We start from the raw sequence: 11,926 nt of genomic DNA on the forward strand, positions 1-11,926 counted from the left end.
CGTCGCTGCCAACGCCACCGGGCAGGCCCCGGCCCCACCACGGTCCGGTCATGCTTCCCGGCTACCCTCACACCTGGGCACATGACCTTAACCACCGGCAACCTGTCGCAGTCCACAATGCACTTGCGACGCGCGCCGTGTATCATTCGCGCCCATCTTTCCATCCGAATTAAAGGATATAACGCCTGATGACCAGCTACCTGTTCACTTCCGAATCGGTCTCCGAAGGCCATCCGGACAAGATCGCCGACCAGATTTCCGATGCGGTCCTGGACGCGATCCTGGCCAAGGACCAGCGCGCCCGCGTGGCCTGCGAGACCATGGTCAAGACCGGCGTGGCCATCGTGGCCGGCGAGATCACCACCAGCGCGTGGATCGACCTGGAAGCCCTGACCCGCCAGGTGATCCTGGATATCGGCTACAACAGCTCCGACGTCGGCTTCGACGGCGCCACCTGTGGCGTGCTGAACCTGATCGGCAAGCAGTCCCCGCACATCGCCCAGGGCGTTGACCGCAAGAAGCCCGAAGAAATGGGCGCCGGCGACCAGGGCCTGATGTTCGGCTATGCCACCAACGAGACCGACAGCTACATGCCGGCCGCGATCCACCTGTCGCACCGCCTGGTCGAGCAGCAGGCCAAGATCCGCAAGAAGAAGAACTCGCCGCTGTCCTGGCTGCGCCCGGACGCCAAGAGCCAGGTCACCCTGCGCTATGAAGACGGCCAGGTGTCGGCCATCGATGCCATCGTGCTGTCCACCCAGCATGCCCCGGGCATCAAGCAGAAGGACCTGATCGAAGCCGTCCGCGAAGAGATCATCAAGCCGGTGCTGCCGGCCAAGTGGCTGCACAAGGGCACCAAGTTCCACATCAACCCGACCGGCAAGTTCGAGATCGGCGGCCCGGTGGGCGACTGCGGCCTGACCGGCCGCAAGATCATCGTCGACACCTACGGCGGCTGGGCCCGTCACGGTGGTGGTGCGTTCTCCGGCAAGGATCCGTCCAAGGTCGATCGTTCGGCGGCCTACGCGGCCCGCTACGTGGCCAAGAACGTGGTCGCCGCCGGCCTGGCCGACCGCTGCGAAGTGCAGGTCTCCTACGCCATCGGCGTGGCCGAGCCGACCTCGATTTCGGTCACCACCTTCGGCACCGGACGGATTCCGGACGAGCAGATCGAGAAGCTGATCCGCAAGCACTTCGACCTGCGCCCGTACGGCATCATCAAGATGCTCGACCTGATCCACCCGATGTACCAGCAGACCGCGGCCTACGGCCACTTCGGCCGCAAGCCGAAGGAGTTCAGTTACCTCAACGGTGAAGGCGAGACCGTCAACGCCACGGCCTTCTCCTGGGAGAAGACCGATCGCGCCGCCGCACTGCGCGCCGATGCGAAGCTGAAGTAAGCCGAACGCAACACGTACTACCCGAGGGGCCGCGCAAGCGGCCCTTCTTTTTTGCTGACTGTTTCCTTGATGGGAGCGGCAGCCTGCGCGAGCATGGATCCACGAAGGGGGACACCATGCTTTCCACACTGTTCCACTGGCTGCCGCGCAGGCGTCCCGACAAGGATGCTTTCGCCCGGCACTTCATGCGCGCTGCGCGGCGCACAGCCCCCCCCCCCTTTCCTTGCATTACAACCGCGCACTTTTCCGCATCGAGTGGGAGAAAGGTGGCCACGTCAATCTACATAATGCCTACCACCAATACCTGTCCAGTCCTAGACACCTGCAGGAGGAGGTGGTTGCCCGCCATTTGGCCTGGTTGGTCGGTGATCACGAGGTACACAATCCACGGCAGGCGGCCAGGAACGAGCTGCGTCCTGTCCTGCGCAATGCCTCGCTGCTGGACCAGACGAAGCTGGCGGCTGCGGAAAAAGCCGGCTGGGAAGAAGACGCTTCGTTTCAGTACCGCAGAGTGAGTGCCGAATGTGTCGTCCTGCTGGCCGTCGACAGTGAAGAGCACACCCTCATCAAACCGGAAGGGCCTGACGCATCGTGGGGAATCGATCTTGAGCATGCCCTGGCCGTTGCGCGCGGCAACCTGCGTGAGCAGCCGGACCTGCCCTTCGAACAAGCCGCCGATGGGGTATTCAAGGCCGCCTGGGGCGACGGTTACAACAGCAGTCGCGCGTTGCTGCCCGACATGCTGCACCGCATCCCCCTGCGCGGCCTGCCGGTCTTCATGATCCCCACCCGCGATCTGCTGCTGGTTGCCGGTGATTGTGACCTGCACGCCCAAGCCACCCTCTTCAGGCTGGCCGAAGAGGGCATGCAGGATGGCTACGCCGTGTCATGGGAACTGTTCCACTACGTGGATGGTGAGATGCAGCCAGTGGAGCCTGCTACGCCGCAGCTTCGCTTCCTGCAACGCAGGCTGCGACTACAGTTTGAGGACGACACCTACGCAGTCCAGAAGGAATTGCTGGAGCACTTGCACAAGCTCAAGGGTCATCAGGTCTTCGTCGCCTCGTACGGCGTCAACATGAAGGCAGAGCGATCCTTCTGCTACTGGGCCGAGGGAGTGGAGGTTTCCCTCCCCAAGACCGACTGCATCGTGCTGGCGGCCCTCGATACGGACACCGAGCCGATGATGGTCGAGTGGGAGGCGGCGATGCCGGTCATCGGTCACCTCCTCGAGCAGGATCACCGTCATATCCACCCACCCCGGTACCGCGCGTATGAATGCCCCAATCGCGAGCTGCAGGCGCAATTGACGCCGGTGTCCTTCGATTAGGCAACCGCTGCTCCATGCGAAGATGGCCGCATGTCGACTGAACTGAAATCCCACCAGCTCACCATGACCGTGTTGATGACACCGGACATGGCCAACTTCTCCGGCAAAGTCCACGGCGGTGCCGTGTTGCGCCTGCTCGACCAGGTGGCCTACGCCTGTGCCAGCCGCTATGCCGGGCGCTACGTGGTCACTCTGTCGGTGGACCAGGTGATGTTCCGCCAGCCGATCGCGGTCGGTGAACTGGTCACCTTCCTGGCCTCGGTCAACTACACCGGCACCTCGTCGATGGAGATCGGCGTCAAGGTGGTGGCTGAAGACATCCTGGAACGCAGCGTGCGCCACGCCAACAGCTGCTTCTTCACCATGGTGGCGGTGGACGAGGATGGCCGGCCGACTGCCGTACCGGCGCTGCAGCCCACCTCCTCCGATGAAAAGCGCCGGCACGCCGCGGCCCTGCTGCGACGCCAGCTGCGGCAGGAGATGGAACAACGCCATCTGGAACTGCTCGCATCCAATCCGCCAGCGCCGGAATAACGATCCTGCCAGGACGGGGGACGACCTTGAGCTGGTGGGTGACGACCCTGCTTTGGCAGGTGACGACGTTGCTGGGGTGGGTGACCACCGTTGCTGGTCACGCTTCACCGCCAGGAGCGTGACGACCAACAGGCGTGACCCACCGAGACGCGCGTCAGCCGCCAGCGCCCTCAGCCGGTGTTCTGCACGCCCTGCGACACGCCGTTGACGCAGGCCACCAGCGCGCGCAGCAGGTCCTCGTCCTCACCGCCACTGGCACGCCAGCGCTGCAGCAGGTCGACCTGCAGCACGCTGATCGGGTCCACGTAAGGATTGCGCAGGCGGATCGACAGCGCCAGCCGCTGGTCGTGTTCCAGCAGCGACTGCTGGCCGGTCAGCGCCTGCACCCAGCGTTCGGTCAGCGCCCACTCCTCTTCCACCTTCGGGAAGAAGCTGCCGTGCAGTTCGCCGGACAACCGCGAGAACTGTTCGGCGATGGTGATGTCGCCCTTCGACAGCACCATGGCAATGTCATCCAGGAAGGTCCGGAAGAACGGCCAGTCCTGCGCCATCTGCCGCAGGGTGTCCTCATGGCCGGCATCCACCGCCGCCTGCAGGCCGCTGCCCACGCCATACCAGCCCGGGATCACCGCGCGCGCCTGGCTCCAGGCGAACACCCACGGAATCGCGCGCAGGTTGGTCAGCGCCGCGTCCTGGCCCAGCCGGCGCGAGGGGCGCGACCCCAGCGTCATCCGCTCGATCACATCGATCGGCGTCGCGGTGCGGAAATAATCCATGAAACGCGGCTGGCCGACGAACGCGCGGTAGGCGGTGCTGCTCGCATCGGCCACCACGTCCATCACCGGCCGCCACGCCTCCTCGCGCGGCTCGGGCGCGCGCGGACGCAGGCTGGAACGGAGCACCGCGCCGGTGGCCTGTTCCAGCGAGCGCACCGCCAGCGCGCGGATGCCGTACTTGCGGTGGATCACTTCGCCCTGCTCGGTGACCCGCAGCCGACCGTCGATGCTGCCGCGCGGCGACGCGTCCACCGCATGGGTGGTCTTGCCACCGCCACGGCTGATCGAACCACCGCGGCCATGGAAGAAGGTCAGCGCGATACCGCTTTCGACGGCCACCTCGAGCAGTTCCACCTGGGCACGCTGCAGGCCCCAGCGCGAGGCCGCGATGCCGCCGTCCTTGCTGCTGTCCGAGTACCCCAGCATCACCATCTGCACTTCGTTGCGGGCCTGCAGGTGCGCGCGGTACACCGGATCGGCCAGCAGGTCGCGCAGGGTCGCGGTGCCGTGCTTGAGGTCATCCACCGTTTCGAACAACGGCGCGATATCCAGCGGCACGCCGCCGGCCTCGTCCACCAGCCCACCACGGCGCGCCAACGCCAGCACCGCCAGCACGTCGCCGCGGTCATGCGCCATCGAAATGATGTAACTGCCCAGCGCATCGGCGCCATGCCGGCGGCGCGCATCGGCCAGCGCCGCGAATACCGCATCCAGCCGCTGGTTGCCTTCCTCGTCGGCCTGCGGCAGTGCCTGTTCGCCACTGGCGTAGGGCCCCAGCAAGGCTGCGCGTGCGCTTGCATCGCGGGCATCCCATGCGGCCTCGCCATCCAATGCGGTGGCCAGCGCGCGTGCGTGCACGCTGGATTCCTGGCGCACGTCCAGCCGCGCCAGGTGGAAGCCGAAGGTCTTCACCCGCCACAACAGCCGCTGCACCGCGAAACCACCGGCGTGCTCGCCGCGGTTGGCGCGCAGGCTGTCGAAGATCAGCTGCAGGTCATCGATCAGTTCTTCCGGCCCGGCATACGCACCCTGCCCATCATCCAGCGTCGCCTGCAGTCGCGCGCGCATGCGGTCGTTCAACAGCCGGTACGGCATGTCGCCGTGGCGCGGGCGCGACTGCACGTCCGGCAGCCGCTGCTGATAATCGGCCAGCCGCGCCTGCAGCGCATCGCTGACGCCGACCCGTTCGGTGGATTGGCTGAGCAGGCTGGCCAGCTGCAGCAGCTCCTTCTGGTACTGCGCCAGCACCGCGCGGCGCTGTGCATCCAGGGTGTTGCGGATGGTGCCGGCGTCCACGTTGGGGTTGCCGTCCATGTCCCCGCCCACCCACGTGCCGAAGCGCAGCAGCCGTGGCAAGGCCAGGCCTTCGCCGAAGGTATCGACCAGCGCCTGCTGCAGCGATTCATACAGCACCGGGATCACGCGGTACAGCACCTGCACCAGGTAGAAACCCACGTGCTCGCGCTCATCATCCACGGTGGGACGCACCGGCGACGAATCGGTGGTCTGCCAGGACGCGGTCAGTGCCATGCGGAAGCGCGCATCGTCGGCGGCGGCCTCACCGGGGGTGCGCTGGCCATCCAGGTTGTCCACCAGGCTGGCCACCATCAGCTGCTCTTTCTCCAGCAGCGCGCGGCGCACCGCCTCGGTGGGATGGGCAGTGAACACCGGTTCGATGTCGATGCGCGGCAACCAGTCCTGCAGTTCCTGCAGGGTCACGCCCTGCGCCTTGAGCTGCTGCAGGGCATCCTGCAGGCCGTCCGGCTGCGGGGCGCGCGTGCCGGCGCGCTGGTAGTCGCGGCGGCGGCGGATGCGGTGCACGCGCTCGGCGATGTTGACCACCTGGAAGTAGGTGCTGAAGGCACGCACCATCGCTTCGGCCTGCTGCGGTGAACGGCCGGCCAGTCCCTCGGCCAGGTCGGACAGGGGCGAGGCGTTCTCGCGCCGTGCGATGGCGCGGGTGCGCACGCTTTCCACATCGTCGAAGAAAGCGTCCGATACCTGCTCGACCAGCAGGTCGCCGACCAGTGCGCCGAGTCGGCGCACGTCGTCACGCAGGGGAATATCGGGGTTGGCGAACATGATGCTGCTGCGGAACTCGTTCATCGGCGACGCACGAACCTCAAGCAAGGATCCCTCGCCAAGCCTAGCGCAGTTCAATTGCCTGCCGACGGTTGGTTTCAGTAGTGACGGCCGCTGGCCGTCTTCTGCGTCGGTGGGTGACGACCGTGGGTCGTCACGCCGTTCCCGTTCACCGCTGCGCTCGCCGAGCATGGCGATGCCGGTCGTCCTGACCGGCACCCTGCGGGCCGTCGCGAGCGACGTTGGCAGCGGCTCCTGCCGCCGCCTTGGGCGCTACCTTTCCGCCTTGCCGCCGATACGTTCGCCCTTGCCGATGGTCTGCTCCAGCCAGCGCTCGCTCTCGGCCAGCATCGTCATGATCGATTCGCGCGCGCGGTAGGCGTGCGATTCGTTGGGCAGCATCACCAAGCGCGACGTGCCTCCCAGCCCCTTCACCGCTGCGAACATGCGCTCGCTCTGCATCGGGAAGGTACCGGAGTTGTTGTCGTCCACGCCGTGGATGAAGAGGATCGGGTCCTTGATGTTGCCGGCGTAGTTGAACGGCGACATCTTCAGATAGGTGTCCTGCGCCTGCCAGTAGTTGCGCTCTTCGGCCTGGAAACCAAACGGCGTCAGCGTGCGGTTGTAAGCGCCGCTGCGCGCGATGCCGGCCTTGAACAGGCGGCTGTGCGCCAGCAGGTTGGCGGTCATGAATGCACCGTAGGAATGCCCGCCGATGGCGATGTGATCGCGATCGGTGACACCGCGGCGCACCACCTCATCCACCGCGGCCTGCGCGTTGGACACCAGCTGTTCCAGATAGGTGTCGTTGGGCTCCTTGTCGCCCTCGCCGATGATCGGCATGGTCGGGCTGGCCAGCACCGCATAGCCCTTGGCCAGGAACGCCTGCGGGCCCCAGTAGCTGACCGCATTGAACAGGTACGGCGAACCGGTGACCTGGCTGGCGGCCGCCGCGCTTTTGTACTCGCCGGGGTAGGCCCACATCAGCAGCGGGCGCGGGCCATCACGCTTGGGGTCATAACCGGGCGGCAGCAGCAGGGTCGCGGTCAGGTCCACGCCGTCCCTGCGCTTGTAACGGATCTGTTCCTTGCTGACCCCGCGCAGCTGCGGCAGCGGATGGGCGAAGGTGGTGAGCGCACGCGGTGCAGCGGCCGCATCGCCCAGCGGCTGCACGAAGTAGTTCGCCGGCTGCTCAGGGCTTTCGCGGGTGAACAGCAGCGAGGCGGCATCCGCCCCCAGCAGCGCGATCGGCACCGAATAGGTCGGCGCCTGCGAATGGAACAGGCGGGTGGTCTTGCCGGTCGCCAGCTCGTAGCGGTCCAGGAACGGGCGGTCGCCTTCGGCCGATGCACCTGCACCGTAGAAGTAGATGCTGTTGCCATCGGCGCTGGTCTGCAGCAGCGCGCGGCCGTTGTCATCGCGCAGCGTGCCCGGCTTGCCGGGATCGCTGTAACGGTCCTGCGCATCGCGGTCGAACAGCAGCTTCGGATCGGTCGCCGCCTCATCCGGGGCGATCAACCAGGTCTTGGTGCGGCGGGTCTTCCACCACGACTCGTTGAGCAGGGCCAGGTCGCCGCGCGCCCAGGTGATGCCGGCATAACGGCTGCCAAGCCGGGCCAGGGTCACCGGCGGCCTGTCGAACGGGGCGGCCTGCATCAGCACCGCATCGCGGATGCTGGCCTCGCGGTTCGGATCCCCGCCGTCCTGCGCTTCGGCCCATACCAGGGTGGCCGGCGTATCGGCACGCCAGCTGATGTCACGCACGCCGGTCACTTCGGCATCGTTGCCGGTCGGCAGGCCTTCCACCAGCGGCCGCGTGGCCACGGTATGCACCAGCTTGCCGGCGCGGTCGAGCACGTCGATGCGGCGCGGGAAGCTGCCCACCGGCACCACGTAGGAGTACGGCCGTTGCACGCGCTGGCTGAGCAGGTAGCCGCCATCGGGCGAAAGGCTCAGGCCGAGATACACACCGGCCGCGCCGACGGCCCTGGCCTGGCCGTCCAGGCCGATTTCGGTGGGCTGGCTGGTGGCGTAGTAATCGAACAGGCGCGCGTCAGCCTCGTTTTTCAGCAGGTCCTGGTAGGTGCGGATGGACACCACGCCGCTGCCTTCGCTGGTCTGCTGGACGGCCGGGCCGGTTGGCGCCACCTCGCGCGATGGCGGGCTGCCGGCGTTGCCAAGGCGGCTCATCACCAGCAGGCCGCGGCTGTCGGGAAGCCACTGGTAGCCATCGCCGAGCACGGTGTTCAGCTCACCGCGCAGCCGGCGCGCGCTGGCGTTGGCGACGTCCACCAGCCACAGCTCGTTGGCACCGCTGGCCGGATCGACCTGGTTGAAGGCCAGCCACTTCTGGTCCGGCGACCACGCCAGGCTGGCCACCGAAAGCGCCGAGGGCAGGCCGGTGATCTGCCGTTCCTTGCCTTCGTTGATGCCCATCAGCCACAGCTTGGCGCCGTAGCTGAAGCGGCTGTCGGAGAACGTGCGCGGGTTGATCCGGCGGCCGGCCAACTTCAGTTCCGGCTGCGCCACCACCTCGATCGACGGCAGCGGCGGCATCTGCAGCATGGCGGCCAGATCGCGCTGCGGGGACAGGAACAGGCCCGGCGCGCGCGGCTGGTCCACCACCGCCTGCAGCGCGGCCGAAGGCAGCTCATAGCCGCCCACGGCGGTGGATGCAGCAGTGGCCGACGGGGCGGCCCACACGGCCGGCGTCATCGCCAGCAGGGCCATCGACAGCACCACTCCGTTCCAACGCCCAGTGCGACGCACGCGCTTGCTCATGACCATCCTTTCGATGCTGGTGAATACCCGACCTTAACAGCCGCCGCGCCGTTCACCCCCTGCCGATGGTTGGGCACCCCCCGGCCCGCGATATAATGGGCGCCTTCCCCTGCCGAGGGGCGCTGCGACCGGTCAACCGGCCAGGCTCGGAGGGTGGCAATGTAAAACGGCGCCCGGCTAGATACGAGCACCCGCTCGTCCACAACCGGAGCAATGAATGAACGCTGTTGCCAAGACCTTCTCCACCGAAGGTGACTACAAGATCGCCGATATCTCGCTGGCCGACTGGGGCCGCAAGGAACTGGACATCGCCGAGCACGAGATGCCGGGCCTGATGTCGATCCGTCGCAAGCACCAGGCCGACCTGCCGCTGAAGGGCGTGCGCGTGACCGGCTCGCTGCACATGACCATCCAGACCGCGGTGCTGATCGAAACGCTGAAGGACATCGGCGCCGACGTGCGCTGGGCCTCGTGCAACATCTTCTCCACCCAGGACCATGCCGCCGCGGCGATCGCCGCCTCCGGCACGCCGGTGTTCGCCTGGAAGGGTGAGACGCTGGAAGAGTACTGGGACTGCACCCTGGACGCGCTGACCTTCACCCTGGCCGACGGCACCCTGACCGGTCCGGAGCTGGTGGTCGACGATGGCGGCGATGTCACCCTGCTGATCCACAAGGGCTACGAGCTGGAAAACGGCAGCACCTGGGTCGACGAGCCGGCGGCTTCGCACGAAGAGCAGGTCATCAAGAACCTGCTCAAGCGCGTGGCCAGCGAGCGTCCGGGCTACTGGGGCCGCGTGGTCAAGGACTGGAAGGGCGTCTCCGAAGAGACCACCACCGGCGTGCACCGCCTGTACCAGCTGGCCCAGGCCGGCACCCTGCTGATCCCGGCGATCAACGTCAACGACTCGGTCACCAAGAGCAAGTTCGACAACCTGTACGGCTGCCGCGAGTCGCTGGCCGATGGCCTGAAGCGCGCGATGGACGTGATGCTGGCTGGCAAGGTTGCCGTGGTCTGCGGCTACGGTGACGTCGGCAAGGGCTGCGCCGCTTCTCTGCGTGCCTACGGCGCGCGCGTGGTGGTCACCGAAATCGACCCGATCTGCGCCCTGCAGGCGGCGATGGAAGGCTTCGAGGTCAACACCATCGAATCCACCCTGGGTCGTGGCGACATCTATGTCACCACCACCGGCAACAAGGACATCATCCGCATCGAACACCTGAGCGCGATGAAGGACCAGGCCATCGTCTGCAACATCGGCCACTTCGACAACGAGATCCAGGTCGATGCGCTGAACGCGCTGGCCGGCGTGCAGAAGATCAACATCAAGCCGCAGGTCGACAAGTACGTGTTCGACAACGGCAATGCGATCTTCCTGCTGGCCGACGGCCGCCTGGTGAACCTGGGCTGCGCCACCGGCCACCCGAGCTTCGTGATGTCCAACTCGTTCGCCAACCAGACCCTGGCCCAGATCGACCTGTGGGCGAACAAGGACAGCTACGAGAAGAAGGTGTACCTGCTGCCGAAGAAGCTGGACGAGGAAGTGGCCCGCCTGCACCTGGAAAAGATCGGCGTGAAGCTGACCACCCTGAGCCAGGAACAGGCCGATTACATCGGCGTGCCGGTGGAAGGTCCGTTCAAGCCGGAGCATTACCGCTACTGATTCGCGGGTAACCTCGCAGATCGTCTGGACGGGCGCCTTCGGGCGCCCGTTTTTGTTTGATGCCCGGTAGTGCCGGCCGCTGGCCGGCATGCCTGGAATGGCGAGTCCGTAGCCTGGGTCAAGCCACGCCGGAGGCTACAGCGCTACGATCCCGCCATGACTCCGGCCATCAACCTGCTCCAACGCGAAAAAATCGCCCATACCGTGCGCAGCTACGTGCACGACGCGCAGGCCGGTTCCTATGGCGGCGAAGCCGTCCAGAAGCTGGGGCTGAAGGCGGAACAGGTGTTCAAGACCCTGCTCGCCAGCACGGAAACGCATGAGCTGCTGGTGGCCGTCGTCCCGGTGGCCGGGCAGTTGGATTTGAAGGCGCTGGCCGATGTTGCCGGCTGCCGCAAATGCGCGATGGCACCGGTGGATGCGGCGCAACGCGCGACCGGCTACCTGGTCGGTGGCATCAGCCCGCTGGGCCAGAAGAAGCGGCTGCGCACGTTCATCGATGCCAGCGCGCAGGGACTGCCGACGCTGCATGTCAGTGCCGGACGCCGGGGGCTGGAAGTGGAGCTGGAGCCGGCCGACCTGGCGCGGTTGACGGGTGCGGTGTTCGCCACGATCCGGCGTTGAACCTGCTTCGGCGGTAGCGACGCCCGGCGAGCGTGACGGCCAACGGTCGTCCCCCCACCGACAGCAGAAGCAGACGGCCAGCGGCCGTCATTACCGGTGCGCTCCCTACCCCCGCCAGTTGGCGTTGGCTTCCCAGAACGCCACAGCGCGCGCGTAGGCTTCGCGGTCCAGCGGCACGCCGGAACCTCCCTCCTCCACGCCCAGCGCGTTGCGCATCATGGTGATCGGGGCCATCGGTACTTCTTCGGGTTCGGCGGTGTAGATGCAGCCGACGATGCCCCAGTCGGCCACGATGTCGGTGCCTTCCTTCGCCAGCTGCTCTGCGCTGTACAGGATCACCACCAGGTAGTTCGCCACCGGTGATTCCACGCCTTCGAACCACCGCACCAGCACCGGTAGCTCATCGCGGTTGCGTGCTTCGTAGCCACTGCGCAGCTGGTGCCGGTTGGCTGCGGTGATCGGCACGGTCAGGCAGCGGGTGCTGGTCCAGTTTTCATACACATGCAGCTTGCAGAACGGCGCATAGCCGTCCAGCACCTTGAAGGGTGCATGGGTGTTGAGGTGCTGTACGAACTGTTCGGCCGAACAGTCCTGGATGGTGTTGGCGCGCGGCGTGCGCGGGAACAGGCGGGGGCGGGCGAATTCGGTCAGGACAATGGACATGGCGGCATCAGGGCGATCAACTCCGCCAGACTAGCCGCGCGGGCGGCACAGGGATAGTCAGCGACCTGTCCAC

Annotated in this window: 8 protein-coding genes and 1 riboswitch; of the genes, 5 read left to right on the forward strand and 3 right to left on the reverse strand. The window is 66.5% G+C overall.

Annotation, left to right across the window (positions count from 1 at the left end; genetic code table 11):
* Positions 1 to 188 precede the first annotated feature (188 nt).
* From metK to RTX79_RS14115, 3 genes are all read left to right on the forward strand, one after another.
* A complete protein-coding gene (gene metK / locus RTX79_RS14105) occupies positions 189 to 1,400 on the forward strand; it encodes a methionine adenosyltransferase (RefSeq protein WP_312684439.1) in 1,212 nt (403 codons plus the stop codon).
* A 223-nt stretch (positions 1,401 to 1,623) separates the two neighbouring features.
* Positions 1,624 to 2,730: a hypothetical protein gene (locus RTX79_RS14110; protein WP_312684440.1), complete on the forward strand. Its 1,107-nt coding sequence runs from the start codon at positions 1,624 to 1,626 to the stop codon at positions 2,728 to 2,730.
* Between the two features lie 30 nt (positions 2,731 to 2,760).
* Positions 2,761 to 3,264, forward strand: coding sequence for an acyl-CoA thioesterase (locus RTX79_RS14115; protein WP_057507832.1), 504 nt, complete (start codon positions 2,761 to 2,763; stop codon positions 3,262 to 3,264).
* A gap of 170 nt (positions 3,265 to 3,434) precedes the next feature.
* On the opposite strand, the gene ppc is transcribed toward RTX79_RS14115, so the two are convergent.
* Together ppc and RTX79_RS14125 are read right to left on the reverse strand one after the other, a co-directional pair.
* Positions 3,435 to 6,146 carry a phosphoenolpyruvate carboxylase gene (gene ppc, locus RTX79_RS14120; protein ID WP_312684441.1) on the reverse strand — a complete coding sequence of 904 codons (2,712 nt, stop codon included), beginning with the start codon at positions 6,144 to 6,146 and terminating at the stop codon, positions 3,435 to 3,437.
* A gap of 249 nt (positions 6,147 to 6,395) precedes the next feature.
* Positions 6,396 to 8,903, reverse strand: a complete 2,508-nt coding sequence (locus RTX79_RS14125) for a S9 family peptidase (protein WP_312684442.1) — start codon at positions 8,901 to 8,903, stop codon at positions 6,396 to 6,398.
* Between the two features lie 108 nt (positions 8,904 to 9,011).
* Positions 9,012 to 9,085: riboswitch (S-adenosyl-L-homocysteine riboswitch) on the forward strand.
* Positions 9,086 to 9,120: 35 nt separating this feature from the next.
* Between RTX79_RS14125 and ahcY the strand changes: the two genes are divergently transcribed.
* Together ahcY and ybaK are read left to right on the forward strand one after the other, a co-directional pair.
* Positions 9,121 to 10,566, forward strand: coding sequence for an adenosylhomocysteinase (gene ahcY / locus RTX79_RS14130; protein WP_042613665.1), 1,446 nt, complete (start codon positions 9,121 to 9,123; stop codon positions 10,564 to 10,566).
* 156 nt (positions 10,567 to 10,722) lie between these two features.
* Positions 10,723 to 11,190, forward strand: coding sequence for a Cys-tRNA(Pro) deacylase (ybaK, locus tag RTX79_RS14135; RefSeq protein WP_312684445.1), 468 nt, complete (start codon positions 10,723 to 10,725; stop codon positions 11,188 to 11,190).
* Between the two features lie 105 nt (positions 11,191 to 11,295).
* On the opposite strand, the gene RTX79_RS14140 is transcribed toward ybaK, so the two are convergent.
* Positions 11,296 to 11,853 (reverse strand): DUF3228 family protein, encoded by a 558-nt coding sequence (locus RTX79_RS14140; protein ID WP_057507825.1) that lies wholly within the window; start codon positions 11,851 to 11,853, stop codon positions 11,296 to 11,298.
* Between the last annotated feature and the right edge of the window lie 73 nt (positions 11,854 to 11,926).

The organism is Stenotrophomonas chelatiphaga (assembly GCF_032054965.1).
Classification (GTDB): Bacteria; Pseudomonadota; Gammaproteobacteria; order Xanthomonadales; family Xanthomonadaceae; genus Stenotrophomonas; species Stenotrophomonas chelatiphaga.

Bases quoted from the DNA above. Each gene is read 5' to 3' on its own strand.
- metK (WP_312684439.1), top strand. From the start codon at position 189: ATGACCAGCTACCTGTTCACTTCCGAATCGGTCTCCGAAGGCCATCCG.
- RTX79_RS14115 (WP_057507832.1), top strand. From the start codon at position 2,761: ATGTCGACTGAACTGAAATCCCACCAGCTCACCATGACCGTGTTGATG.
- ppc (WP_312684441.1), bottom strand. From the start codon at position 6,146: ATGAACGAGTTCCGCAGCAGCATCATGTTCGCCAACCCCGATATTCCC.
- RTX79_RS14125 (WP_312684442.1), bottom strand. From the start codon at position 8,903: ATGAGCAAGCGCGTGCGTCGCACTGGGCGTTGGAACGGAGTGGTGCTG.
- ahcY (WP_042613665.1), top strand. From the start codon at position 9,121: ATGAACGCTGTTGCCAAGACCTTCTCCACCGAAGGTGACTACAAGATC.
- ybaK (WP_312684445.1), top strand. From the start codon at position 10,723: ATGACTCCGGCCATCAACCTGCTCCAACGCGAAAAAATCGCCCATACC.
- RTX79_RS14140 (WP_057507825.1), bottom strand. From the start codon at position 11,853: ATGTCCATTGTCCTGACCGAATTCGCCCGCCCCCGCCTGTTCCCGCGC.